This is a genomic window from Streptomyces sp. Pv4-95, assembly GCF_045782725.1.
GTDB lineage: Bacteria > Actinomycetota > Actinomycetes > Streptomycetales > Streptomycetaceae > Streptomyces.
Window position 1 is genome coordinate 5,140,603 of sequence record NZ_CP127172.1, and the last position, 25,773, is coordinate 5,166,375.

Annotated in this window: 16 protein-coding genes; 9 read left to right on the forward strand and 7 right to left on the reverse strand. The window is 73.7% G+C overall.

Annotation, left to right across the window (positions count from 1 at the left end):
* Positions 1–148 precede the first annotated feature (148 nt).
* A complete protein-coding gene (locus tag QOM21_RS22490; protein ID WP_407552652.1) occupies positions 149–3,853 on the reverse strand; it encodes a CDP-glycerol glycerophosphotransferase family protein in 3,705 nt (1,234 codons plus the stop codon).
* 172 nt (positions 3,854–4,025) lie between these two features.
* On the opposite strand from QOM21_RS22490, the gene QOM21_RS22495 reads away from it, so the two are divergent.
* Positions 4,026–6,329 carry a CDP-glycerol glycerophosphotransferase family protein gene (locus tag QOM21_RS22495; protein WP_407552654.1) on the forward strand — a complete coding sequence of 768 codons (2,304 nt, stop codon included), beginning with the start codon at positions 4,026–4,028 and terminating at the stop codon, positions 6,327–6,329.
* A gap of 167 nt (positions 6,330–6,496) precedes the next feature.
* On the forward strand, positions 6,497–7,186 hold the full coding sequence (locus tag QOM21_RS22500; RefSeq protein WP_407552656.1) for a class I SAM-dependent methyltransferase: 690 nt from the start codon (positions 6,497–6,499) through the stop codon (positions 7,184–7,186).
* Positions 7,187–7,226: 40 nt separating this feature from the next.
* Here the strand turns inward: QOM21_RS22500 and QOM21_RS22505 are convergent, their stop codons facing one another.
* From QOM21_RS22505 to QOM21_RS22525, 5 genes are all read right to left on the reverse strand, one after another.
* Positions 7,227–8,174 carry a class I SAM-dependent methyltransferase gene (locus tag QOM21_RS22505; protein ID WP_407552657.1) on the reverse strand — a complete coding sequence of 316 codons (948 nt, stop codon included), beginning with the start codon at positions 8,172–8,174 and terminating at the stop codon, positions 7,227–7,229.
* A gap of 344 nt (positions 8,175–8,518) precedes the next feature.
* Entirely contained in the window at positions 8,519–9,400 is an 882-nt protein-coding gene (locus QOM21_RS22510) for a carbohydrate ABC transporter permease (RefSeq protein WP_407552659.1), read from the reverse strand.
* A complete protein-coding gene (locus QOM21_RS22515) occupies positions 9,397–10,779 on the reverse strand; it encodes an ABC transporter permease subunit (protein WP_407552661.1) in 1,383 nt (460 codons plus the stop codon). The genes QOM21_RS22510 and QOM21_RS22515 overlap by 4 nt, the downstream gene beginning before the upstream one ends.
* Before the next feature lie 37 nt (positions 10,780–10,816).
* On the reverse strand, positions 10,817–12,241 hold the full coding sequence (locus QOM21_RS22520; protein ID WP_407552663.1) for an ABC transporter substrate-binding protein: 1,425 nt from the start codon (positions 12,239–12,241) through the stop codon (positions 10,817–10,819).
* A 301-nt stretch (positions 12,242–12,542) separates the two neighbouring features.
* Positions 12,543–16,280, reverse strand: a complete 3,738-nt coding sequence (locus tag QOM21_RS22525) for an FtsK/SpoIIIE domain-containing protein (protein WP_407555765.1) — start codon at positions 16,278–16,280, stop codon at positions 12,543–12,545.
* Positions 16,281–16,761: 481 nt separating this feature from the next.
* Between QOM21_RS22525 and QOM21_RS22530 the strand changes: the two genes are divergently transcribed.
* The 4 genes from QOM21_RS22530 to QOM21_RS22545 all read left to right on the forward strand — a co-directional run bounded on the left by QOM21_RS22530 (position 16,762) and on the right by QOM21_RS22545 (position 22,247).
* Positions 16,762–18,381: a protein kinase domain-containing protein gene (locus QOM21_RS22530; RefSeq protein ID WP_407552665.1), complete on the forward strand. Its 1,620-nt coding sequence runs from the start codon at positions 16,762–16,764 to the stop codon at positions 18,379–18,381.
* A 193-nt stretch (positions 18,382–18,574) separates the two neighbouring features.
* The gene (locus tag QOM21_RS22535; RefSeq protein ID WP_407552667.1) at positions 18,575–19,873 is read left to right on the forward strand and encodes a serine/threonine-protein kinase; all 1,299 of its coding nucleotides are present in this window, start codon (positions 18,575–18,577) and stop codon (positions 19,871–19,873) included.
* 146 nt (positions 19,874–20,019) lie between these two features.
* Entirely contained in the window at positions 20,020–21,126 is a 1,107-nt protein-coding gene (gene prfB, locus QOM21_RS22540) for a peptide chain release factor 2 (RefSeq protein WP_407552669.1), read from the forward strand.
* A 323-nt stretch (positions 21,127–21,449) separates the two neighbouring features.
* Positions 21,450–22,247, forward strand: a complete 798-nt coding sequence (locus tag QOM21_RS22545) for a hypothetical protein (protein WP_407552671.1) — start codon at positions 21,450–21,452, stop codon at positions 22,245–22,247.
* 192 nt (positions 22,248–22,439) lie between these two features.
* Here QOM21_RS22545 and QOM21_RS22550 read toward each other — a convergent pair whose 3' ends face one another.
* On the reverse strand, positions 22,440–22,634 hold the full coding sequence (locus QOM21_RS22550; RefSeq protein WP_407552673.1) for a hypothetical protein: 195 nt from the start codon (positions 22,632–22,634) through the stop codon (positions 22,440–22,442).
* Between the two features lie 251 nt (positions 22,635–22,885).
* Between QOM21_RS22550 and ftsE the strand changes: the two genes are divergently transcribed.
* From ftsE to QOM21_RS22565, 3 genes are all read left to right on the forward strand, one after another.
* Entirely contained in the window at positions 22,886–23,575 is a 690-nt protein-coding gene (gene ftsE / locus QOM21_RS22555) for a cell division ATP-binding protein FtsE (protein WP_030069385.1), read from the forward strand.
* A gap of 9 nt (positions 23,576–23,584) precedes the next feature.
* Complete coding sequence (ftsX, locus tag QOM21_RS22560) at positions 23,585–24,499, forward strand: permease-like cell division protein FtsX (RefSeq protein ID WP_393897346.1); 915 nt, start codon at positions 23,585–23,587, stop codon at positions 24,497–24,499.
* A 68-nt stretch (positions 24,500–24,567) separates the two neighbouring features.
* Entirely contained in the window at positions 24,568–25,770 is a 1,203-nt protein-coding gene (locus tag QOM21_RS22565) for a S41 family peptidase (RefSeq protein WP_407552675.1), read from the forward strand.
* The last annotated feature ends 3 nt before the right edge of the window (positions 25,771–25,773 follow it).

Here is a 25,773-nt window from a genome sequence, read left to right on the forward strand (position 1 = left end):
AAAGACCGGACTTGGGTATGCGGGTGTCCGTGAGGACGCCTGCACATGCTGTAACGACCAGAGTGCCGCCGGATGCCGATCCGCGCCGTACGACTTGCCGCGGCCCGGTCGCCGCGGACGGGCCCGGCACGGGTCCGGGCGTCGCGCGTCACTCCGCCAGCAGGTCGGCGACCCGGCCCGCCGCGCCGCCGTCGTCGCGGTGGCAGAACGCCTGGCGGAAGTCCGCATAGGCGTCCGCCCCGGCCCGGGCGATGGCGTCCAGATCGCCCAGGGCGTCGACGAGTTCCTCCGTCGAGGTGAGCAGCGGGCCGGGCACGCGGGCCTCGAAGTCGAGGGTGAAGCCGCGCAGGGTGTCGCGGTAGTGCGGCAGGTCGGGGGTCAGGAAGAGCATCGGGCGGCCGGTGTTGGCGAAGTCGGCGGCGAGCGAGGAGTAGTCGGTCACCAGGACATCGGCGGCCAGCAGCAGCTCGGTGGCATCCGGGTGCGTGGAGACGTCCACGGCGAACGGCGCGTGGTGGGCCGGCAGCCGGTCGGCGACCAGCGGGTGGCCGCGGACCAGCAGCACGTGATCCGCCTCCAGCGCCCGCCGGGCGGCCGTCAGGTCGAGCGGCAGATGCAGGCGGTGGTGGCGGGCGTCGTATGCCAGATGGTCCCGCGGCGTCGGCGCGTACAGCACGACCTTCTTGTCCTGCGGGATGCCGAGGTGCGCGCGGACCGCGGCGGCCGCGCGGTCCCGCTCGGGGTGCACCAGCGCGTCGGTGCGCGGCAGGCCCGACTCCAGCAGCTCGCCGGAGTAGCCGAGCGCGGAGCGCAGCACCGGTGTGCTGTGCGCGTTGGGTGACAGCAGCACGCTCCACTGCCGTTCCGGCCGTGCCCGGGGTGCCAGATGGGCCAGTCCGGCGCAGAGCGTGCCGGCCAGGTCGGCGCCGATCCGCTTGAGCGGGGTGCCGTGCCAGGTCTGGACGACCGTCTGGCCCTCCCGCCGGGTGAACCACGCCGGCAGGTGGGTGTTGGTGACGACCCAGCGGCTGTGCGCCAGCGCGCCGTGCCAGGCGGCACTGCCCACCACCACCGCGCGGGCGTCGCCCGGTACGGGGGTCTGGGCGTCGCGTACCGCCCACAGGTGCTCCACCTCAGCTCCCCTGCGCAGCAGTTCCTCGTGCACGGCGCGCGGGGAGTCCCCGTACGCGCGTCCGCCGAAGCTGCTGTAGAGGACGGACTCGCGCAGGGGGCGGGTGCGGTGCAGCGGATAGTGCTGTTCGCGCAGCACCCGGCGGCGGTAGGGGCCGCGGTCGACGGCCGGCAGCGCGGGCCCGGCCGAGACGAACGCCTCGTCGTGCCGGTGCCGGTCGAGGACGAGCGGCTTGCCGCGGACGGTGCGGGTTGCCGGCAGCCCGTCGAAGACGGCGGGCAGGAAGCGCACCGGGGCGTCCAGTAGCGTGCCGGCCGCGCCCTGCTCGCGCAGATGCAGCGTCCAGCGGCCCTCCCGCAGCGGCACAGGACCGGCCAGCGAGGGCAGCGCGCCCAACGGCAGCGCGCAGTGGAAGCGGCTGCCGTCATGGGTGGTGGGGAAGGCCGTCTCGGTGGCGTGCGCGGCGTGCCGCAGCACCAGCTCGGTGGTGTGCGGCGCGGCGTCCGGCAGGGGGCCCGCCACCAGCAGGGTGCCGTCGGCGCGCCAGAAGACGCGGTCCAGGAACGGCTGCGGGGTGCGGTCGTGCAGGACGAGATCCCCGCCCGGGGTCGCCGCCACGACCAGTTCCCGGCCGTGCGAGAGGGGGTGGGCGACGGGTGGGAGGTCCGGTGCGCAGGCGAGGGGTTCGGTGCCGCCGTCGGCCAGGACCAGCTCCGCCGCCCAGCTCTCGGTGTGTGCGGGCGGGATCGCCCGGGGAGCGCCGTCCCTGGTGGGCCGCGCGTCGGCGACGGTGTCGAGGCGGATGCGGACGGTGAGCCGCCGGGGGCCGGACGGGGCGTCGTCCCCGCTCCCCGACGCCTCGGCGTTCTCCACCGGGAAGGACACCACCGTGCCGGTTCCCCGGTGCGTCAGGCGCAGGGCGGCCGGGGCCGGGCCGGGGGTGATGACGGTCAGGTCCAGGGCGCCGGCCGCCGCCGCGTGGTGACCGGCCAGCCGGTGCGACCGGCGCTCGACGGACAGCCGCAGCCGCCCGTCCGCGTACCGGGGGGTGACCCGCACGGCGTACGCACCGGATGCGGTGGCCGTGCCGTGCGGCGTCTGCGCCTCCCGGCCGGCCCGCTCGCCTGCCCCACCGTCCTCTCCTGCGTCTGCACCTCCCGGGTCGGACGCCGCCTCGGCGAACGGCACGACCTCGTGGCCGAGCGGCTCGGCGCCCGAGCCGGTGTCCGGTGCGCACAGCCCGGCGGCCCGCACCACGCCGGCCGAGGCCAGCAGCACACCGACGCTCCAGTCGCCCTCCTCCCAGCGGCCGGCCTTGCGCAGCCGGCGCGGGTCGAGGGCCAGCTCGAAGCCCGACCAGTCGTAACAGTGCTGTTCCTGACCGGAGTCGGCGGTGGCCTGCGGCATCGCCACCGGCCGCAGCGGCAGCAGGATCCGGCGACGCCCCTGGGAGACCACGGCCGTCCTGAGGTAGCCGTGCCGGGTGGCGGCCTCCAGGTTGCGGATATAGGCGTAGCCGCGCAGCAGCAGCGTCCCGTTCCGCCACACCGCCTCCAGGACCCGGGCGCGTACGGGGAAGTCCGTACGCTCCAGCCTGGTCACGCCCGGCGGCAGGGCGAGCGGCGGCGTGAGCGGCAGCACCGCACGTTTGCGCAGCGGCGGTCCGGTGATCGCGAAGCCGCCGGGGTTGCGTGCCTCGTGCGCGAGCAGCGTCAGCAGGTCCGCGAGCCGTCCGGCGCGGACCAGATACCAGCGCATCCGCAGCTCCACCGGCAGCGCGGGGAAGAGCTGGGGGTCGACACGGGCGAGGAAGTCGCGGGCGCACTCCAGGAAAACGGTCCTGCACTCCGCCGAGGCGGCCGGCAGCGCCTCGATGAGGCCGGGCAACTCGTCGGTGAGCACCGCCCGGTCGAAGTCCGGCAGATGTGCCGACCAGCGGCTGCGGGCCGGATCGGTGAGAAGGGCGCGGACGGCCGCCACCGCCGCGAACCGGTCCCGGACCGACCGGGCGTCCGGCGCCCGGTGGCGGCCGGGCCCGTCCGGCAGGCGCCAGTAGCAGACGTGCTCGTGCAGCACGTCGACCGCGTCGGCGAGGAAGTGGGCGGGCAGCGTCACGGCCGCGTCCTCGCACCGCTCGCCGTCGGGAAAGGCGAGGCCGTGCCGGTCCCAGAAGGCCCGCCGGAAGACCTTGTTGCGGGCGAAGTGGTCGGACAGCAGGGTGAGATCGTCGGTGATGTGGGTGCGCAGCACGGTGTCCCGGCCGGCCGGATGGTGCCGGGACTGGCTGCGGCCGGCCGCGCCGAGCCGGTAGACGTTGCCGGTCGCGAAGTCCGCGCCTGACCTGTCCAGCAGGCCGACGAGGTCCTCGTACGCGCGCGGCAGCAGCACGTCGTCGGCGTCGAGGAAGGCGAGATGGCCGGTGTCCGGATAGGCGTGCCGGGCGCCGGCGTTGCGCGCGGCGCCGGGGCCACAGGAGCCGTGCGCGGCGCCGCGGACGATGCGGAACCGCGGGTCCCGCTCGGTGAAGCGGCGGGCGAGGGCGGCGGGCGCGCTCTCGGCGGATCCGTGACCGGTGGCCTCCTCCGCCGGTCCGGCGTCCACCAGCACCACATCCAGCGCGGTCAGTGTCTGGGCCGCCACCGACTCCAGGCACTCCTCCATATTCCGCTCGGACCCCTCGGTGCGAGGGACCGGTACGACAACCGTGAGCCGAGGCTTCATGCGCGGACCAAGCCTTTCCGGACAGGTGAGACACGGGACGGGGCGTTCAACTCGCCGGTCGGCGACCCGGTCACCGGATCTGCGCTGAAAGGGTGAGGCGGATGATCGACACTCCGTATCCGCATCGTTACCCTCGGTGTCCGTCCACTGTCTGAGTGTCTCGATTCACGGGATGGCCATGCCCCGCTTCAGCGTCATCGTCCCCGCCCGCAGCGTGCAGGGATTCCTCCGCGGCTGCCTCAGTTCCGTCCTCGACCAGCCCTTCGGCGACCTGGAGTTGATCGCGGTCGACGACTGCTCGGCGGACGAGGGCGGGGGCATCATCGACGAGTACGCCGGCCGTGATCCGCGGGTGGTCGCGCTGCATCTGGCGCGGCCCGGCGGCGCGGGGCCCGCCCGCAACGCCGGGGCGGCCCGCGCGCGCGGCGACTACCTGCTCTTCCTCGACGGCGACGACACCCTCGCACCGGACGCGCTGGCCGCCGTCGACAAGCGGCTGCGCGCCACCGGCGGCCCGGACGTCCTGCTCTGGGACCACGCGCGCACGGACGTCTGGGAGCGGGTACGGCCCAGCGGCGACGGGGAGTTCCTGGCGCGCGCGACGGCGCACACCACGCCGGCGCCCAGGGCGGCCGTACCGAGCGCCGCGCACGCCCCCGGCTCCGCCGCGTCCCGCACCGACGTCTTCACCGCCGCGGAACGCCCCGCGGTGCTCGGGGTGCTGCCCGCCGCCTGGAACCGCGCCGTACGCCGCGACGTCTGGCGCGCGCAGGCCCTGGCGTTCGCCGACGGCCCCTACGAGGATCTCCCGGTCGCCTTCGGCATGCTGCTGGACGCCGAGCGCATCGCGGCCCTGGACCGCGTCTGCGTCACCTGGCGCCGGCGCCGCCGCGGCAGCGCCTCGACCACCCCCGGCCGGCACCACCTCGTCGCCGTGGACCGCTACGACGACCTTCTGCACCGCGTCGCCCGGCACCCGGACGCGGCCGTCCTGGCCCCCGCGCTCTACGACCGAGCCGCCCGCCACCTCCTGGCGATCCTCGCGGACGGCGCCCGCGTCCCGCCGGCCGACCGTGCCGACTTCCACCGCGCCGCGGCCGGCACCCTGCGCCGGCACCGCCCGTCGGGCGTGCCGCTGCCCGCAGGGCTCGGCTCGTACGGCGGCTACCGTTCGCTGCGCGGCGCCGACGCGCTGCGCCGCGGTGCGGCCGAGCAGCTGCGCACCCGCCGCGAGGCCGCCGCCCGTACCGCGTCCGAGCGCTACTACCGGCTCCAGCTGCGCCGCCCGCTGGACGACAACCTCGTGCTCTACGGCGCGGGCGGCAACCGCGGTGTGCACGGCAGCCCCGCCGCGGTCTACCGCAAGGCCCGGGAGATCGCGCCCCATCTGCACGGCGTCTGGGCGGTGAACGCCCGCGACCGGGGCGAGGTGCCGGCCGGGGTCGACCATGTCGTGGCCGGCTCCCGGCGCTACTGGGAGGTGCTGGCCCGCGCCAAGTACCTCGTGCACGACGCGGACTTCGGCCGGCCGTTCCACAAGCGGCCGGAGCAGATCTTCCTCCAGACCCACCACGGGACGCCCCTGAAGGCCATGGGCATGGATCTGCGCCGCTACCCGGCTGCCGCGGCCGGCGTCAGCTTCACCCGGCTGCTGGACCACGCGGACCAGTGGGACTACAGCCTCAGCGCGAACCCGCACTCCAGCGAGGTCCGGGAGCGGGCCTGCCCCAGCGGCTACGAGACGCTGCCCACCGGACATCCGCGCAACGACGCCTACTTCACCGCCACCGCCGACGACATCCGCGCCCTGCGCGCCCGGCTCGGCATCCTCCCCGGCACCACCGCCGTCCTCTACGCCCCCACCCACCGCGACTACCTGCGCGACGGCACCCCGCCGCTCGACCCGGAGCGGCTCAGCCGCGACCTCGGGGCGGGATACCAACTCCTCGTCCGTACCCACCCGTTGTACGGCCCGGACGCCGGGCCCGCGGCCCTCCGGGACACCGGCGCGATCCTCGACGTCTCCCGCCACCCCTGCGTCGAGGAGCTGTGCCTGGCCTCCGACGCACTGCTCTGCGACTTCTCGTCCCTGGTGTTCGACTACGCCTGCCTGGACCGGCCGATCGTGGTCCACTCCGCCGACTGGGAGACCTTCCGGCGCGCCCGCGGCGTCTATGTCGACCTGCTCTCCGGCGAGCCGGGCGACACCCCCGGCCCGGTCGCCGACGACGAGAACGCCGTCGCCGACACCTTCCGCTCCGGCCGTTGGGACGGCCCGCACGCGGCAAGGATGCGGGCCGCGTTCCGGGAGCGGTTCTGCCCGTACGACGACGGGCAGGCCGCCGAGCGGGTGGTGCGCCGGGTGCTGCTCGGTGACGACGAACTGCTGCCGCTGCTCCCGGCGTCGGAGCGCACCATGGCACCGACCCCACGCGTCGCCGAGGAGGGCGTGCGCCTGCTGGGCGCGGGCGTATGAGGTGGCAGCGGGGCGGGCGCCGGGCGGCCGGTGCGCCGCCGGGCCGGGGAGTCGTGCGGGGTGGACCGGCGCGCCGTGCGGGCCGGGCCTGCCCGATGCCGTAGACCCGTTGGGTGTCGTCCCGGCGCCGTTGCGCCGTACCCCGAGGGAAAGGTGACCGCGACCCGATGTCCGGCCGTACCGACAGCTCCGCCGCCACCGACAGCCCCGAGGCCACCGGGCCCGGCGGCGACCCGGCCGCCGCGCCGGGCACCGGCGCCCCCCTCGCCGGCACCGCACCGCACGCCTCGACCGCGCGGCTGCCCGCCCCCGGGCGCTCCGGCCCGCCGCGTACCGGGCCCGTCCGGCCCCCGTACCGCAGGCACTTGCGGCGGATCGGCCGGGGCCGGGTCCTCGACATCGGCTGCGGCGCCGGCGACGCCCTGGCGGGCTGCGCGTCCGGCAGCGTCGGCGTGGACCACGACCCGGAGGACGTGGCGCGGTGCCGGGCCCGCGGTCTGAGCGCCTATACCGCCGACGCGTTCCTCGCGAGCCCGCACGCCCGGCCCGGCGCCTTCGACACGCTGCTGTGCGCGCACGTCCTGGACCGCCTGGACGACGAGCAGGTCGAGGGCCTGCTGCGGGCCTATGTGCCGTATGTACGGCCGGGCGGCGGGATCGTGCTGATCACCCCGCAGGAAGCAGGCCACCGGGCGACCCCCGCCGCGGTCCGCTTCACCGACTTCCCGCTGCTGCGCGCCTTCGCCGAATCCGCGGGCCTGGCCGTCCGGCGCACCTACTCCTCGCCGCTGCCGCGCCCGGCCGGGAAGCTGCTGCGCGGAAACGCGTTCGTGCTGGTGGGGCAGGTGCCGCTCTGAGAGGCGCCGGCACGGCACGGCCCGTCGCGCGGCGTCCGGCCTAGCGGGATGCCGCGCGGGCCCTGCGGCGGGCGGCGACGACCGCCTTGGTGAGGACCGGCGGCAGCACGTTCAGCGCGACGCGGCGCAGTGTGCCGGGCCGGGGGCGGGGGACCACGCGGGCCGCGGACGCCGCCGGCGCCCGGTTCTCCGCCGCGCGCGGGCGGAGCGGCGAGGCGTGACGGGAGACCGGCTGGGCGGGGTCCTTGGCGCCCTTGGCGCTCAGCCGGATCAGCGGGGCGCCGTTGACCTGCTGCACCTCGTGCCAGATGTCCTCGCGGGAGTCGATCCACGCCAGCAGGGCCGTCTGCAGCGGCTCCGGGTCGCCCCACGTGCCGTAGAACTTCGTGCCGGTGATGCAGACCGGGCGCAGGCCCTCGTTCGCCACGGCCTGCCAGGTGGCCGCGGCCACGCCGGGGCAGTGCTCGGCGCGGAAGTCGTCCAGGACGACGATGCCCTGGCCGGTCAGCAGCTCGCGGACCGCCAGGATGTCGCCGTGGACGTGCTCGTACAGATGCGAGGCGTCGATGTGGGCGAAGCGCACCGAACCGTCCGCCACATGCTCCCGGACGACGGAGCTCAGGCCCTGCACGATGGTGGGCAACGCGTCGTGGAACGCGAGGTAGTTGGCTTCGAACGCGCGGCGGGTCAGGGTCGCGTAGGACTTCTTCATCTCCCGGGAGTTGGAGACGTCCTCGGCGGGGGAGTCGAAGAGGTCACAGACCGTGAAGCGCTCGCCGGAGCGCAGCCGCGCACCGAGGAAGATCGCGCTCTTGCCCATGTACGCGCCCAGTTCGAGCAGGTCGCCCGACAGGGCCCGGTCCTGCTGGTGCGCCAGGAACCAGTCGAAAAGCAGCTGGTCAGCGGTGAAGAACCAGCCTTTGACCTCGGACAGTCGAGTGGGTCGCGGGAGTTGTTCGGCACTGTGGTCTGCGGTGAGGGCAGTCATGTGCGGTCCGTCTCCAGACGGTCGGGAATCCAGGGCGAGGGGCGACGCGCAGGTGTGCGGTGCGATATGTGGCGGCGATGCTGCGCCGCGGATGTGTCCGCCGGGTGCTGCTGCCGATACGGCCGGATGCCGTGGCGTTGCCGCGGCGCGCGGGACCGGAGGGCGCCCGGGGCGCCACCGCTCGGCACGGGCGGGGTGTGCGCGCACGCGGCTGCCCCGGCGCATGCCGCTCGCACCACGCGGTGCACGGCGTGACCGTCATCGGCCGTCATCGTAGGCGGACGGAAATGAACGGAAGATGGCGCGCGGACCGGCGTCGGTGGCGCGCTGCTTCACCGTTCCTGCTACTTCACCGCGCCCGCCATCACGCCCGAGACGAACTGGCGCTGGAAGGCGAAGAAGACGATCAGCGGCACCACCATCGACACGAACGCGCCGGGTGCCAGGACGTCGATGTTGTTGCCGAACTGCCGCACCTCCTGCTGGAGGGCGACGGTGATCGGCGGGCTGCCGCTGTCCGCGAAGATCAGCGCGATCAGCATGTCGTTCCACACCCACAGGAACTGGAAGATCCCCAGGGACGCGATGGCGGGGCCGCCCAGCGGCATCACCACCCGGGTGAACAGCCGCAGTTCGCCCGCCCCGTCCAGCCGGGCGGCCTCCAGCAGCTCCCGGGGTATCTCCGCGAAGAAATTGCGCAGCAGGAACACCGCGAACGGCAGGCCGAAGGCCGTATGGAAGAGGATCACCCCGGCCGTCGTCTCGAAGAGCCCGACCGCGCCGAACAGCTTCGCCACCGGGATCAGCGCCACCTGGACCGGGACGACCAGCAGCCCGACGACGACCATGAACCAGGTGTCGCGGCCGGGGAAGTCCAGCCACGCGAAGGCATAGCCGGCCAGCGACCCGATGACGACGACCAGCACCGTCGCCGGCACCGTGATCGCCGCGGTGGTCAGCAGCGAGCCCATGACCTTGTCGTTGGACAGCAGCTGACTGTAGTTGTCCCAGGTGATCTGCGCCGGGGCCCGGAAGACCTGCCACCACCCGGACTCGGCGATCTGCTGCGGGCTGCGCAGCGACGAGATCAGCAGCCCGATGGTGGGCATCAGCCAGAAGAGGGCGACGAGGACCAGGAAGATCCGCAGCGCGCCGCCGCCGGTGCGGGCCGCCAGCCGCGCGGCCATCGACTGCTTGGCCCGTACGGGACCGTCCACGGTGGTCATCGGCGGCGCTCCTTCCGTATGCGGCGGAGATTGACGTACATCACCGGCAGCACGAGCAGCAGCAGGAAGACGGCGATCGCGCTGCCCAGGCCCTCGTCGACGTCCGTGCCGAACGACGACTGGAACAGCTGGAGGGCGAGCACGTTGGCGGACCTGATGCTGGAGCCCGGCGCGATGATGTAGACCAGGTCGAAGATCTTCAGCACGTTGATCATGAGCGTGACCAGCACGACCACCAGCACCGGCGCCAGCAGCGGCACCGTCACGCGGCGGAAGACCTGCCACTCGCCCGCGCCGTCCACCCGCGCCGCCTCCAGCAACTCCCGCGGCACCGCCGCCAGACCCGCCGCGATCAGCACCATCGCGAAGCCCGCCCACATCCACACGTAGCTGCCGATGATGGCCGGGGTGACCAGCGCGGGGCCGAGCCAGTTGATGCCGCGGTATGCCTCCGCGAAGTTCGCGGCGGGCAGCCGCAGCCGGGCGCCGTCGGCCCGGTCGGCGGGCAGCGCGTACGTCCCGTCCGCCGCCGTGGTCGCCGACGCGACCACCTTGCCGTCGCGGACCGCCTCGACCGTGATCCCGGCCAGCGCCTTCTCGCCCGGGTCGATGGCGTCGACGCGCCCGCCGCCCCCGCGCGTGAAGTCCAGCCAGACGGTGCCGGTCACCTTGCCCGGCCGGGCGGTGGCGGCGACCGCCCGCTGCGCTCCGCGCACCTCGTCGGGCTGCACGGCGACCAGCGGCACATTCGCCGGCGACGCGGCGGCCACCGCCGACCTCGTCGTGAACGCGCCGCCCCCGGACGGGCGCAGATCCGCGTTGGGCCGCGGCTTGGCGCCGGGGAACGGTGCCGGATCGGCGAACGTGTCGTGCACACCGACCCACACCGCGTTGGCGACCCCGCGCTCGGGATCCTGGTCGTAGACCAGCCGGAAGATGATCCCGGCCGCCAGCATCGAGATCGCCATCGGCATGAAGACGACCAGCTTGAAGGCCGTGCCCCAGCTGATCCGCTCGGTCAGCACCGCGAAGATCAGCCCCAGCGCGGTGGAGACCGTCGGCGCGACCACGACCCAGATGACGTTGTTGCGCAGGGCCGTGCGGATGCCCTCGTCCGAGAACATCTCGCCGTAGTTGTCCAGCCCCACGAAGCCGTCACCGGACGCGTCGAACAGGCTGCGCTGGACGGAGAAGACGATGGGATAGACCACCAGCGCGCCGAGCAGCAGCAGCGCGGGCAGCAGGAAGGCCGCCGCGATCCAGGGGCGGGTACCCGTCAGCCGTCGGCGTTTCCTGCCGGTGCGGCCCGGACCGCCGGTGGCCGGCGGTCCGCCCGCCGTGCCGTCGGCCCGCTCGGTGCTGGTGCGTACGTCGCTCATCGTGACGGTCCCCCGGTCCCGGTCGAGGCGGTCGGCGTCAGTGCCCGAACGACTTGGCGGCGTCCTTCTCCAACTGCGCCTGGGTGCCCGCGACGTCCTTCGGGCTCTTGAGGAAGTCCTGGAGGTCCTTCCACTCGCCCTGCCCCGGCTTGCCGCCGAACCCCGCGGGCGCCTGGTCGGACATGTCGAAGCGGAAGTCGTTGCCCGCCGCGATCAGCGCCTCGGCGATCTCACGCATCACGTCGTTGGCGTACGCCGCCCGGTCCAACTCCTTGTTGGGCGAGATGAATCCGCCGGCCTGCGCCCAGATCTTGGCCGCGTCCGTCGAGGCCAGGAACGTCAGCAGCGCCTGCGCCGCCTTGCCGTCCTTGAGCGCCACCGCCACATCGCCGCCGGTCACCACGGGGGACTTGGCGCCCACCGCGGGGAACGGGAAGACCTTGGCGTCGGTGCCGATCGCGGCCTTGGTCTGGCTGATGTTGGCGGCGGCGAAGTCCGCCGACGAGACCATCGCGGCCTTGGGGGCGTCGCCGCCGCTGAAGGTCTGGGTCACCGACGTCGGGAAGTCCGTCTGCAGCGCGCCCGCGTTGCCGCCGGCGAGCAGGTCCTTGCGGCCGAACAACCCGCCGAGCGTGGTCAGCGCCTCCTTGACCGAGGCGTCGGTCCACTTGATCTTGTGCTGGGCCAGCTGGTCGTACTTCTCCGGGCCCGCCTGCGAGAGGTAGATGTTCTCGAACCAGTCGGTCAGCGTCCAGCCGTCCGAGCCGCCGACCGAGACCGGCTCGACGCCCGACTCGGAGAGGGTCTGCGCGGTCTTGAGGAAGTCCTGCCAGGTCTTCGGCTCCTGCGCGCCGGCGTTGTCGAACGCCTTGGCGTTGTACCAGACCAGCGACTTGTTGCTGGCCTTGAAGTAGACGCCGTACTGCGTGCCCTTGTGGGCGCCGAGGTCCTGCCAGCCCTTGGTGTAGTTCTTGGTGAGCTGCGCCTTGGCCGCAGGACCGAGCGGCTTGAGCCAGTCCTTCGCCGCGAACTCGTTGAGCACGCCCACCTGTTGGAGCATCGCGATGTCCGGCTGGCCGCCACCGGCGATCTTGGATCCGACGAAGCCGGCCATGTCGTCACCGCTGGGTACGAAGTCGACGGTGGCGCCGGTGCGCTTTTCGAACTCGTCGAGCACCTTGACGAAGTTCTCCCGCTCGGCACCCGTCCAGACCGCCGTGACCTGGAGCTTCTGGCCGTCGAGCTTGGGCAGCGACACGGTCGGGGCGGTGCTGCCGCCCTTGCCGCCCTCGCTCTTCTCCCCGCCGCCCCCGCCGCAGGCCGACAGCGCGAGGGCGAGCACCGCGGTGGCCGCGAGGGCGGACGTGGCGCGCTTCCGTCCCGCCGGCGTCCGGCCGTGTGTGCCGCCGCCCCTTCGCGCCTGCGTGCCGTGTGCGGCCGTGCGGTCGAGTCGTGTGCGCATCCCCGTCAGCCCCTTTTCCGCCGCGCCTGCCGTGCCGGGTGCGGAGGGAGCCGTGTCACGTCGTGCCGCGGCGTCCCTGCCCGTGCCGTTCGCGTCGTGCTGTTCGCGCCGTGCCCTGAGTGGTGCCGTGGTGCCGTGCTGTGCAGCTGTGGTGTGCGACAGTCCTACGCCCTGATCACCCGGGCCGCAATACCGTCTCCCGCGCCAACTGGCCTTTTGTGATCGGGCTGTTACGGGTGATGGGGGCGGCGGGGCGGATGGTGCGAAGACGTCCCCCGGACACCCCCGGCCCGCCCACGGCTCACACCAGGGGCGGGGCGGACGGCGCCTCGGAGGACTGCGCGGCCCGCTGCAACGCGCTGGCCAGCAGCGCCAGATCGGTCGGGCCGTTGCCCAGCTCGCGCAGCGGGCGCCGGGCCGGGGGATCTCCCATCCGCTGCCACTCCAGCGGCACGACCGTCGGCCGCAGGGTCGAGGTCCTGGGTATCCGCCCGGTGACCCGGCCCGCCTGGAACGGCGTGGAGGAGCCGTCCTCCGCGCGGTGCAGCCGTCCCCGGCCGGGCGGGACCGGGTCGGACGGATCGCCGGAGGCTCCCAGCCGCACCCGCAGACCGGCGTGGGCGGAGGTCGCGGTGTCGGCCGTACGGTCCGGATGGCCGGTCGTGGCGATCAGATGCACGCCGAGCGCGGCTCCCTCCCGGGCGACCGCCTCCAGGGCCCGCACCACCGAACCGGCGGCCGGCCGGCCGGTGCTGCCCAGAGCCGGGGACACCAGCTCGTCGAAGTCGTCGACCAGCACGAACAGCCGCGGCATCGGCGTCGCCGCCCCGCCGTCCGCCACCGGCGCACCGCTGCGCGCCCGCAGCCGCAGCGTCCCCGTCGTGGACGGGTCCGGCTCACCGGCGGCGCTGCCGGTCGTGCCCTCGGTCGTACGGCGCGGGGCGATGATCCGGGGCGCCGGCAGATGCTTGGCGCGCCACTCCGCGAACGGCGTCCCGGCCAGTATCTCGGCGCGCCGCTTCAGCTCCGAGGACAGCGCCTGCGCGAACTCCCGCATCCGGACCGGGTCCGAGGCGGCGAGATACGTCGTGACATGCGGCAGGTCGGTGCACACCCGGAGCCCCTCGCCGCGTTCGCTGCTGCCGTCCACCAGCACCATCGACAGCAGATCCGGGCGGTCCGCGGCGGCGAGCGAGGCGGCGAGCGAGCGCAGCAGCTCGGTCTTGCCGGTGGCCGCCGTGCCCTCCACGAGCAGATGGGAGCCGTCGGCGGCGAGGTCGGCGGAGAGCGGGCCGTGCGGGCCGGTGCCGAGGACCGCGGCGGCGCCCTGCCGGTCGGTGTCCGTCGCGGCTGCCCAGCGGGCCATCAGCGAGGCGGGGGTCGCGCGGGCCAGCCCCAGCTCGTCCAGCAGCCGGGAGGAGTCGGGCAGCGGGACGGCGGCGCGATGCACCGTGCGTCCGCCGACGGTGGCCGTCGCGTCGGCCTCGCGCAGCGGCGCCAGCGCGCGGGCGAACCGCTCGGCCCAGGCACCGGAGACCGCGTCCACGGTCGCGACCGTGCCGTTGGGCCCGGAGCCCGGCTGGACGACGCGCAGTGCCGTGGCGACATCGCCGCTGAGCACCGCCACCGCCCCGCACTCGCCGAACGCGGGCGACGCCACGCGGGCCGCTTCGTACGTCGCGGCCAGCGGGAAGACGGGGGACGCGGCGGGGGTCTCCGCCAGGCAGATGAGGTGGATACCGGCCGCGGGACCGCCCGCCGCGAGGCGGGCCGCCGTCTCGCGCAGTGCCGAGGAGCCGAGGTCGCCGTCGACGATCACGACGGTGTAGGGGCCCTGGTGGCCCGCGGCGGCCGAGGCCACATCGGCGCGGTCGGCGCTGGCCCATCCGGGGCCCAGCGGACCGTCGTCCAGCCGGCGCACCAGCTCGGTCGTACGGGCCGTCGCCTGCTCCTTGTCGAAGGCCAGCAGCAGGCGGCAGTCCTGGCCGTGTGCGGGCCGCACCTGGGGGAGCCAGCCCAGCCAGGACCAGTCCGCCACCCGCTCCTCGGTGCTGCGCGAGCGGTCCGTGCTGAGCAGCACGATCTCCAGGGTGCCGGGGGAGTGCAGGGCGGCGAGCTGGGCGACCGCGGAGCGGGTCAGTCCGGCCAGCCGTCCGCGCGGCCCGGCGAGGCCGAGGGCGCCCGCCCGGCGCAGATCGACGGTCACGGGCACGGCGGCCCGGCCGCCGCTGCCGCTGGCCGTGCCCAGCCGGACGGTCAGTACGTCGGCGTGGTCGGGGCCGCGCTCCCAGAGCCGCGGTCCGGGGCCGAGCGCCGTCAGCAGGACCGCGGCGGCGTCGGGCCATCGCTCGTGGGCGGCGGGCCCGGCCGCCGCGGAGTGGTCGGAGGCGGCGGCCGGGGGCGACGCGGTGTGCTCCGCGGCGGCGTCCACCGTCCGCTCCGGGGAGTCCGCGGGGCGGTCCACCGCGGACCTGCCGCCGGCCAGCCGCCGCGCCCAGGCACCGATCCCGCCGCGTCGCGCACCCCTCGGGGCCTCGGTCGGGGCCAGGGCCTGCTGTCCGCCGTGCGTCCGCTCCTGCGCGCCTGAGGGCAGGCCCTCGGCGCGCTCCCGGATCCCGGGGCCGAGGCCGTCGGCGGGGGTGCCGCGCAGGGGCGTGCCGCGGGTGCCGGGTCCGGCGCCCGCCACGGGGCTGTCGTCGTACTCCTGGTGAGCATCGGGGCCGCCGGGCACCTGCCGGTCGTGGGCAGGGTGGCCGGAACGGTGGTGGTCGTGGCCCGGGTGGTCGTGTCCGCGGTCGTCGTACCCGGGCGCGGCGTATCCGCGAGCGGCGGGGCCGGGCCGCGGGGGGATTCCGGAGCCGTCCTCGGGGCGCCGGGCGGGACGGCCGGTGGAAGGGCTGTCCAGGAAGTCCGCGCCGGCGCCGGCGCGGGGGGAGGCGGGCGGCTGCGCGTCGTCCCACGCGGTGGTGCCGCGCAGCGGCGTGTCCTGCCGCACCGGTCCGCCCGCTGCCCGGGCGGGCGACGGGAAGGTGCCCGATTCCCGGCCGCCGCCGGAGCCGCCCGGCTGCGTGCCGAACGCGTCGTACGCGCCTGGCCGGGATTCCGGCCCGGTGAGGTCGCCGGGGTGGCCCGGGAGGTCCGCGCCGGGGTGCCGCGTGCCGCTGTCCTGGCTCCGTGTCCGCCCCTGCGCCGGGACGTCGGGGCCGTACGCCCCTGTCCCACCGGGTTCGGGCCACCGGACCGACGCGCCGGAACCGCCATCGGCCCGCGAGCCCGGTGGCCCCGCGGGGTCAGGCGCCCCGCCCGGGTCCCCGTGCCGAGCCCGGCTCTCGGCCCCCGCCGCCTGCGGGGTGATGCGCAGATGGCCCTCGCCGTCGGGCGTGGCGGCCAGGGCCGGGTCGGGGGCGCCGGGGGAAGCCTGCAGGCGCAGGGCGGACTCGCCGATGCGCAGCAGGGTGCCGGGACGCAGCGGGGCGGGCTGTTCGCCGAGGTCGGTGCCGTCGACGGCGGTGCCGTTCGTGGAGCGCAGGTCGGCGACGTACACGGAGCCGTCCGGCTCGACGGTCACCGCGCAGTGCAGCCGGGAGACGTCCGGGTCGTCGAGGGGGACGTCGGCGTCGGCGGAGCGGCCGATGCGGATCTGGCCGCCGTGCAGCAGATGGACGCCGCCGGCGTCGGGCCCGGAGACGACGCGCAGCCTGGCCTGGCCGTGCGGCAGGCCGTGCGCCGGGGCGGGGCCGGGGCCCTGGAGGGAGAGCACCGCGCCGTCGATCAGGGGCGGCTCGCCGATCGCGGCACGCTGGAGGTCGAGCCGCTCGGCCCCGGCGTACAGCACGACCGGGCTGCTGCCGGTCCCGCCCGGGCCGCCGGAGCTCCCGGAGCCCCCGCCGCCGACGTCCGCGCCGGAGCCGGCCACCGACGCCGCGAGGGAGCCGGCCACCGAGGCCAGTGGGGTTCCGGCGGGCGCCGTCACGAGCACGTCGCAGGCCCGGGTGGTGTGGCCGCTGCGCGGCCCGAGGACGGTCAGCCGGATCTGCATCGCCGTCAACGGTCCCTTCTGCCGGGAAAACCGGCAGGGGCCGCGCTCACTCCCCCACCGCACCCGAGCACGTCGGCACGTACAAGTCCCAAGTGCACGTCGCGACAAAGACCGCGCGCCCCACCGCATGCGTGCTGGGTGCATCCTCGCACCTGCCGCTGACAACACGCCCGCCGACCGCCAACGAGTGATCTTGTTTGGTCTTCCAAGGCCGAAAAAGTGCCTGCTTGCGCGCGGTGAACGGCCGGATTTCGATCGCAATGATCAACTTCGGAAGGGGTCGGCCCTGCCGAGGCGGTCGCGCGCCCCTGCGGCCGACCGCCGGTGGCAACCATTCGCGGCTTCGGCACGTCTTCCCCACAAGCCCCGCCGCCGTCGCGAGCCCAGGAGCTTGTACGACGGCATTACAGTGGGCGGACGGGCCGCGTGCTGACCCAGCGGGCCAGGCAAGAGGAACCACCAAGACCAGGGAGCGCATGACGTGCGGCCGGTAGGCAGCAAGTACCTGCTTGAGGAACCGCTGGGACGCGGTGCCACGGGCACCGTCTGGCGTGCCCGTCAGCGGGAGACCGCGGGCGCCGAGGCCGCGGTGGCCGGCGAGCCCGGCGAGACCGTCGCGATCAAGGTCCTCAAGGAAGAGCTGGCGAACGACGCGGATGTGGTGATGCGCTTCCTGCGGGAGCGCTCCGTCCTGCTGCGGCTCACCCACCCCAACATCGTCCGGACCCGTGACCTCGTCGTCGAGGGCGATCTGCTCGCCCTGGTGATGGACCTGGTCGACGGCCCGGACCTGCACCGCTACCTTCGCGACAACGGCCCCTTCAGCCCGGTGGCGGCCTCCCTGCTGACCGCGCAGATCGCCGACGCGCTGGCGGCCAGCCACGCCGACGGTGTGGTGCACCGCGACCTCAAGCCCGCCAACGTCCTGCTCGCCGGGTCGAACGGCAGCGGCGAGATGCACCCGATGCTGACCGACTTCGGCATCGCGCGCCTCGCCGACTCCCCGGGCCTGACCCGCACCCACGAATTCGTCGGGACCCCCGCCTACGTGGCGCCGGAGTCCGCCGAGGGCCGTCCGCAGACCTCCGCGGTCGACATCTACGGCGCCGGCATCCTGCTGTACGAGCTGGTCACCGGCCGGCCGCCGTTCGCCGGCGCGACCGCACTCGAAGTGCTGCACCGGCACCTGAGCGAGGAGCCGCGCCGCCCCAGCACCATCCCCGAGCCGCTGTGGACGGTCATAGAGCGCTGTCTGCGCAAGCGCCCGGAGGAGCGGCCCAGCGCCGAGAACCTCGCCCGCGGCCTGCGCACCGTCGCGGCAGGCGTCGGAGTGCACTCCAACCCGGCCCAGGCCGAGGCGGCGCTCGGCGTCGCCGCGCTGCTCGCGCCCGACCCGGCCCCCGCCGTGGTGCCCGGGACGGAGGGCGCCCCGGACGGCGGCGACGCCACCCAGGTACTGCCGTCCCACGCCGGCTCCTACGACCCGGCCGCGGCGACCAGCGTCATGCCGTCCACCGGCGGCCCCGGCTACGGCCAGGGCGACCCGACCCGCGCCATGCCGCCGGTGCCGCCGATGCCCCAGGGCATGCCCGGCGGCGGACCGCAGGAGCCCGACGGGCCGCACCCCTGGGAGTCCCAGATGCGGGCCGCCCGGGACCGCAGCGAGCAGACCCAGGTGCAGTACCTCGACCCGAGCGAGGACCCGCTGCGCCGCCGCCCCCAGCGCCGGCCCGCACCGCAGCAGCCGCCGCAGGGCCGGCAGCAGTACGGCGGCGGTCCCGCGCCGTACGCCCAGCAGCCGCAGGCACCGCAGCGCCGCCAGGAGCCGCCGCCGCAGCGCTACGAACCGCAGCGCCCGCCCGCCCCGGAGCCCCGGCCCCGGCGCGAGCCGCGTCAACGCAGCGCCAACCCGATGCGGATTCCGGGCCTGGGTTGTCTCAAGGGCTGTCTGTTCACCCTGCTCATACTGTTCGTGGCGAGCTGGCTGATCTGGGAACTGACTCCTCTTCAGGAGTGGATCGGCACGACGAAGGGCTACTTCGACCAGATCGGGGACGCCTTCCGCACCGTCGAGGACTTCGTGCAGAACCTCTCCAAGTAGCGCCCACCCACCGGGGCGGCAGCCCCGCCCCGGTGCGTGACCTCGTGGATTTGTCGACTTCCGGCGGGCGATTTCCTCAACAGAAGTGAAGGTTGCCGCCGTCCGGGGCACTGAACCCGTCGGTACCCGCGTAGCTTTGACGCCAACTTCAGCCCCCGCAGGACGCTCGGGGGCCCGACACGTCGGAGCAGTCTTGGCACGGAAGATCGGCAGCCGGTACACCGCCCACCAGATCCTGGGGCGCGGCAGTGCCGGCACGGTATGGCTGGGCGAGGGCCCCGAAGGGGCCGTGGCCATCAAGCTGTTGCGTGAGGATCTCGCCTCCGACCAGGAGCTCGTCGGCCGCTTCGTGCAGGAGCGTACGGCGCTGCTGAGCCTGGACCACCCCCGCGTCGTCGGCGTGCGCGACCTCGTCGTCGACGGCAACGACCTGGCGCTGGTGATGGACCTCGTACGGGGCACCGACCTGCGCACCCGCCTGGAGCGCGAGCGCCGGATGGCCCCCGAGGCCGCGGTCGCCATCGCCGCCGACGTCGCCGACGCGCTGGCCGCCGCGCACGCCGCCAGGATCGTGCACCGCGACGTCAAGCCCGAGAACGTCCTGCTGGACATGCAGGGCGCGCTGGGCCCCGGCGGAGCGCACCCCGCCCTGCTCACCGACTTCGGCATCGCCCGGCTCGTCGACTCGCCGCGCAGGACCCTCGCGCAGCCGCCGGCCGGCGGGACCCCCATCCCGCTTCGCTCGACGAAGGTCATCGGCACCCCCGACTACCTCGCGCCGGAGATCATCGAGGGCCTGCCGCCGCGCGCGTCCGTCGACGTCTACGCCCTGGCGACCGTCCTGTACGAGCTGCTCGCCGGCTTCACGCCCTTCGGCGGCGGCCACCCCGGAGCCGTGCTGCGCCGCCATGTCACCGAGAGCGTCGCGCCCCTGCCCGGTATCCCCGACGAGCTGTGGCAGCTGTTGCTCCAGTGCCTGGCGAAGGCTCCCGCGTCCCGGCTGCGCGCGCCGGAGCTGGCCGCCCGGCTGCGCGAGATGCTTCCCGACCTCGCCGGGATCCCGCCGCTGGACATCGACGAGCCGGACGGCGAATCCCAGGAGGACGAGCGGGCGGAGGACGGCGGCGCACCGCGGGAGGACGCGCTCTACCCGACGGTGTCCCCCGAGGCGGGCCCCACCCGCGGCGCGGTCCCGCTCGTCCAGGGCGCGGCGCCGGACTCCAACCGGGACACCCACACGAGCATGCGGGTCCCCGGCCCCGACGAGCTGGCGGGCGGCGCGCACGGCACCGCCCGCACCCCCAGGGCCGCCGGGGAGCGCCGGGCGGGTTCGGCCCGGCACCGGGCGGTGCGCCGCCGGCGGATCAAGCTCGGCGCGGCCGCCGCCGCGGTGGTCGTGGCGGCCGGTCTCGGCGGCTGGCTGGCCTCCGGTGACGACGAGCCGGGCGACGCCGGGCCCGGCGTCCACAGGTCGGAGCCCGACGCCCCCTGAACGCGCCTGCCGGGCCGTGCCCCCAGGGGCCCGCGGCAGCGCCCGCGGCCGCCCGGCAGCGGGCGACAGCGGCCCGGCCGGGCCTTGGCGGGGCCGTCCCGACGGGGCCGGGGCACGACGGCGGCGTCAGCCGTTAGGCTGGGTGCGTGGCAGTCGTCGATGTATCCGAAGAGCTGAAGTCCCTCTCCTCGACCATGGGGTCGATCGAGGCCGTCCTGGACCTCGACAAGATGAGGGCCGATATCGCCGTGCTCGAGGAGCAGGCCGCGGCACCGTCCCTGTGGGACGACCCGGAGAGCGCGCAGAAGATCACCAGCCGCCTGTCCTACCTCCAGGGCCAGCTGCGCCGCGCCGAGGAGCTGCGCGGCCGGGTCGATGACCTCGAGCTGCTCTTCGAGATGGCCGAGGACGAGGGCGACGAGGACGCCCGCGCCGAGGCCGAGGCGGAGCTGACGTCCGTGCGCAAGGCGGTGGACGAGCTGGAGGTCCGCACCCTCCTGTCGGGCGAGTACGACGCCCGTGAGGCGCTGGTGAACATCCGCGCGGAGGCCGGCGGTGTGGACGCCGCCGACTTCGCCGAGAAGCTGCAGCGGATGTACCTGCGCTGGGCCGAGCGGCACGGCTACAAGACCGAGCTGTACGAGACCTCGTACGCCGAAGAGGCCGGCATCAAGTCGACCACCTTCGCCGTCCAGGTCCCCTACGCCTACGGCACCCTCTCGGTCGAGCAGGGCACCCACCGCCTGGTGCGCATCTCGCCGTTCGACAACCAGGGCCGCCGCCAGACGTCCTTCGCGGGCGTCGAGGTGCTGCCGGTCGTCGAGAAGACCGACCACATCGAGATCGACGAGTCCGAGCTGCGGGTGGACGTCTACCGCTCCTCCGGCCCCGGCGGCCAGGGCGTCAACACCACGGACTCCGCGGTCCGTCTGACGCACCTTCCGACCGGCATCGTCGTCTCCTGCCAGAACGAGCGCTCGCAGATCCAGAACAGGGCGTCGGCGATGAACGTCCTCCAGGCCAAGCTCCTCGAGCGCCGCCGCCAGGAGGAGCAGGCGAAGATGGACGCGCTCAAGGGCGACGGCGGCAACTCCTGGGGCAACCAGATGCGTTCGTACGTCCTGCACCCCTATCAGATGGTCAAGGACCTGCGGACGGAGTTCGAGGTCGGCAACCCCTCCTCCGTGCTCGACGGCGACATCGACGGCTTCCTGGAGGCCGGGATCCGCTGGCGCAAGCAGCAGGAGAAGTAGCGCTTTTCGGCGCATACGCCTCATCAGACAACTGCCTCTCCTCGGAGGGCAGTTGTTTTTTGATGTGGCGGTTTGGTCACAGTCGTACGTCCATGTACCGCCCAACTTCTGGCAATTCGGTCATCGAGACTTTATTCGACCTTGACGATGTTGGCGGAACTGGGAAGGGTGGGCGCGGCATGCGTATGTCTGGGGCGCGTGTATGAACGGGGAGATGAGTGGCCCGCCCGAGTGTGGGGCCGTGACTCGCGTACCCCCTATCGGCCGTGGCCCCGGTACAGCGATGCTCCATTGACGAGTTCAGCTACTGGGGGTAGCAGCACATGACGAAGAAGACGCGGCTGCGCGTAGCGCGCATCGCAGCCGGCGCGGTGATCGCGGCCGGTGCGTCGCTCACCGCGGCCGGCGCCGCCTCGGCGGCAGGTCCCGGTCAGGGCCCCAACGGTGATGGCGACACGGGCATCATCGGCGGCCTCATCGGCGGCATCATCGGTGGCGGCGACTCCGGTGGCGACACCGGCGGCGACACGGGTGGTGACACCGGCGGCGACGACGGCGGCATCGGCGGCGAGATCGGCGGTGACGACAGCACCGGTGGCGAGATCGGCGGTGACGACAGCACCGGCGGTGAGATCGGCGGTGACGACAGCACCGGCGGTGAGATCGGCGGTGACGACAGCACCGGTGGCGAGACGACCGGCGGTGAGACCACCGGTGGTGAGACCACGGGCGGCGAGACCACCGGTGGCGAGACCACGGGCGGCGACGACAGCACCGGCGGTGAGACCACCGGCGGTGACGCCAGCACCGGTGGCGACGCCAGCACGGGCGGCGACGACAGCACCGGCGGTGACGACAGCACCGGTGGCGACAGCACCGGCACCGGCACCGACAACGAGGGCAGCAAGCCCGTCGAGCAGCCTGGTGAGGGCAAGGAGCAGATCGCTGACACGCCCGGTCAGGCGAAGCAGCAGGCCAAGGGCGGCGAGCTGGCCGAAACCGGCTCCTCCGGCACGACCTTCCTGCTGATCGGCGCGGCGACGATGATCGCCGGCGGTGTCGGCTTCCGCCTGATGCCCCGCTTCATCAACAAGAGCGGCGGCGGCGCGGCCGCGGCCTGACGCTGACGCAGTACACGACGAGGGCCCGGAGCGCAGCCAGCGCCCCGGGCCCTCCGGTGTTCTCCCGATGCGGATGCGTGCCGGCCGGGCATACACCCGACGCACGGAAAGTGCGCGTCCGCTTGCGCTACGTGAGGTACCGGGTGCTCGCACCGCACACGGCGGCGCTCACCCGCGTCTGCGCTGCCCGCCTCAGACGGTCTGCTGCAGGAGCAGCCCGACCGCGATCAAAATGATCAGCAGCGCTACCAGCATCACGGGGTTGAGCTGGGCGAACATGCCGCCCGTCTGGTGCTGAAGTCGTTCCCTGCTGGCCCGGCAGACCGGGCAGCGGCCCTCGCTCACAGGGGCCGCGCAGTTGGCGCACACCAATCGGTCGTACGTCATGCGACCTCCTTCTCCACTGCGCCAACGCACCGGAAGGCACATTGGTTCCCCCTACCACTGTGCCAGGTCCGTGACGGAACGGCGCGCCCCGCGGGATTGTGCTCCTTTTGTCCCGTAGGTGCCGTGAATAAACGCACCAACCGCCGACGGCGACTGCGCCGCCGTGTGAGGTTCGCGTATGGTCACGCACACCGACGGGAGCCGCAACCCGGCATACCGTGCCCTCTATCCAGGTCGACCGTGGTGCATCAGTGATCCGATTCGACAACGTCTCCAAGACCTACCCGAAGCAGAACCGCCCTGCGCTCAGGGACGTCTCGCTCGAGATCGAGCGCGGCGAGTTCGTCTTCCTGGTGGGTTCCTCGGGCTCCGGTAAGTCAACCTTCCTGCGCCTGCTCCTTCGCGAGGAGCGCGCCAGCCATGGCGCCGTGCACGTACTGGGGAAGGACCTCGCGAAGCTGTCCAACTGGAAGGTGCCGCAGATGCGGCGCCAGGTGGGCACGGTCTTCCAGGACTTCCGCCTGCTCCCCAACAAGACGGTGGGGCAGAACGTCGCCTTCGCGCTGGAGGTCATCGGCAAGCCGCGTGGCCAGATCCGCAAGACGGTGCCCGAGGTCCTCGAACTCGTCGGCCTCGGCGGCAAAGAGGACCGTATGCCGGGTGAACTCTCCGGTGGTGAGCAACAGCGCGTCGCCATCGCGCGGGCCTTCGTCAACCGCCCGATGCTGCTCATCGCGGACGAGCCCACCGGAAACCTCGACCCGCAGACCTCCGTCGGCATCATGAAGCTGCTGGACCGGATCAACAGGACCGGTACGACGGTGGTCATGGCCACCCACGACCAGCAGATCGTCGACCAGATGCGCAAGCGGGTCATGGAACTCGAGAAGGGCCGGCTCGTACGCGACCAGTCGCGCGGCGTGTACGGCTACCAGCACTGAAAGGACGCCATGCGCGCCCAGTTCGTCCTGTCGGAGATCGGCGTCGGTCTCCGCCGTAATCTCACGATGACCTTCGCCGTCATCGTTTCGGTGGCCCTTTCGCTCGGCCTGTTCGGCGCTTCGTTGCTGATGCGCGACCAGGTCAGCACGATGAAGGGCTATTGGTACGACAAGGTCAATGTCTCCATCTTCTTCTGCAACAAGAACGACGCCGGCAGCGGCACCAACTGCACCAAGGGTGCGGCCACGCAGCAGCAGAAGGACGACATCAAGGCCGAGCTGAACCGGCTGCCGCTCGTGCAGAAGCCGGTGCAGTATGAATCCAGCGACCAGGCATACAAGCACTACAAGGAGCAGTTCGGCGACACGCCCGTCGCCGGACTGGTCACGCCCGACCAGCTTCCGGAGTCCTTCCGGGTCAAGCTCAAGGACCCCACGAAGTACACGGTCATCAAGTCGGCGTTCTCCGAGCGGCCCGGCGTGCAGGAGGTCCAGGACCAACGGGACACCGTTGAGCCACTGTTCAACCTCCTGAACGGCATGAATATCGCCGCGCTGTGTGTGATGGGGCTGATGCTCGTCGTTGCGCTGATGCTGATCGTCAACACCGTCCGGGTGTCGGCGTTCAGCCGAAGGCGGGAGACCGGGATCATGCGCCTGGTGGGAGCGTCCAGCTTCTACATCCAGATGCCGTTCATCCTGGAGGCCGCCATCGCGGGGCTGCTGGGGGCGGTGTTCGCCTGCGTGCTGATCGTCGGCGGCAAGTACATCCTGGTCAACAACTGGCTGGCCGAGAAGATCCAGGTGATCAACTTCATCGGCTGGGACTCGGTGGCGGCGGTCTTGCCGCTGGTGCTGCTGATCGGGCTGCTGATGCCCGCGCTCGCCGCCTTCTTCGCGTTGCGCAAGTACCTCAAGGTGTGAGCTTTGCCAAGGGGCGTCGTACGGTCAACTCACCGTACGGCGCCCTTTTGTCACCTAGACTCACCGGCATGTCGGGCCCGTGTGCGTACGACCGGCCCCGCCGCATCCGCCGCGGGGCAGCCCTGACGTTGGTCTTCGCGAGTGTGCTCGCGACCGGCGCCGCGGCGGGTACATGGAACGAGAGCGCCGAAGGCGCCGTGGAGCGGCCGGTGCGTACCAGCGCCGACGGCCGGGCCGAGCGGATCGCCGACCGCGCGGCCGTCGAGCGGGCGGCGTCCGAGGCCATGGAGGACGGCAAGTCCGGTTCGCAGGCCGCTGCCGACGTCGTCAGCCGCAGCGGCGACCGCTGGTCGGCGATCTACTCGCCCGGCGAGTTCGAGGGCTTCCAACAGCAGCTGGACGGTGCCTACGTCGGCGTCGGCCTGTGGGTGCGCCAGGCGCACGGCGGCCGGATCGAGGTCTCCGGGGTGCAGGACGACAGCCCCGCGGATCGCGCCGGCATCGCCGTCGGTGACGCGCTGCGTGCCGTCGACGGCCGGCCCTCCCGGGGCAGGCCGGTCACCGAGATCGTCGCCCGGCTGCGCGGCGCCGCCGAGGACGGCTCGGGCGAGCACTCCGCCGAGGCCGGTACGTCCGTCCGGCTGGATCTCCGGCGCGGGTCCCGCTCCTGGACCGCGACCCTGCACCGCACCCGTCTCAGAACGCAGAACGTCACCACCGAGCGGTCGGCCCACGGCCTGACCCGGATCAAGGTCGCCGCCTTCGCCAAGGGCACCGGTGAGGAGGTGCGCCGGGCGGTCCGCCGTGCGGCGCCGCACGGCGGCCTGCTGCTGGATCTGCGCGGCAACACCGGCGGCCTGGTGACGGAGGCCGTCGACGCCGCCTCCGCCTTCCTGGACGGCGGCCTGGTCGCCACCTACGACGTCCGCGGCAGCCAGCGCGCCCTGTACGCCGAGCGGGGCGGCAATACCCGAGTTCCGCTGGTGGTCCTCGTCGACGGGGGCACGATGAGCGCCGGTGAGCTGCTCGCCGGCGCCCTGCAGGACCGCAGCCGGGCGGTCGTCGTCGGCTCCCCGACCTTCGGCAAGGGCTCGGTGCAGATGCCCAGCGAGCTGCCGGACGGCTCGGTCGCCGAGCTGACCGTGGGCCACTACCGCACACCGTCCGGCCGGGCCGTCGACGGCCGGGGGATCACCCCCGATGTGCTGGCCGAGAGCCGCACGGAGAAAAGGGCCCGGACGGTATTGAGTGGCCTCGGGGGTGGGTCGTAGTGC

Bases quoted from the DNA above. Each gene is read 5' to 3' on its own strand.
- QOM21_RS22490 (WP_407552652.1), bottom strand. From the start codon at position 3,853: ATGAAGCCTCGGCTCACGGTTGTCGTACCGGTCCCTCGCACCGAGGGG.
- QOM21_RS22495 (WP_407552654.1), top strand. From the start codon at position 4,026: ATGGCCATGCCCCGCTTCAGCGTCATCGTCCCCGCCCGCAGCGTGCAG.
- QOM21_RS22500 (WP_407552656.1), top strand. From the start codon at position 6,497: ATGTCCGGCCGTACCGACAGCTCCGCCGCCACCGACAGCCCCGAGGCC.
- QOM21_RS22505 (WP_407552657.1), bottom strand. From the start codon at position 8,174: ATGACTGCCCTCACCGCAGACCACAGTGCCGAACAACTCCCGCGACCC.
- QOM21_RS22510 (WP_407552659.1), bottom strand. From the start codon at position 9,400: ATGACCACCGTGGACGGTCCCGTACGGGCCAAGCAGTCGATGGCCGCG.
- QOM21_RS22515 (WP_407552661.1), bottom strand. From the start codon at position 10,779: ATGAGCGACGTACGCACCAGCACCGAGCGGGCCGACGGCACGGCGGGC.
- QOM21_RS22520 (WP_407552663.1), bottom strand. From the start codon at position 12,241: ATGCGCACACGACTCGACCGCACGGCCGCACACGGCACGCAGGCGCGA.
- QOM21_RS22525 (WP_407555765.1), bottom strand. From the start codon at position 16,280: ATGCAGATCCGGCTGACCGTCCTCGGGCCGCGCAGCGGCCACACCACC.
- QOM21_RS22545 (WP_407552671.1), top strand. From the start codon at position 21,450: ATGACGAAGAAGACGCGGCTGCGCGTAGCGCGCATCGCAGCCGGCGCG.
- QOM21_RS22550 (WP_407552673.1), bottom strand. From the start codon at position 22,634: ATGACGTACGACCGATTGGTGTGCGCCAACTGCGCGGCCCCTGTGAGC.
- ftsX (WP_393897346.1), top strand. From the start codon at position 23,585: ATGCGCGCCCAGTTCGTCCTGTCGGAGATCGGCGTCGGTCTCCGCCGT.
- QOM21_RS22565 (WP_407552675.1), top strand. From the start codon at position 24,568: ATGTCGGGCCCGTGTGCGTACGACCGGCCCCGCCGCATCCGCCGCGGG.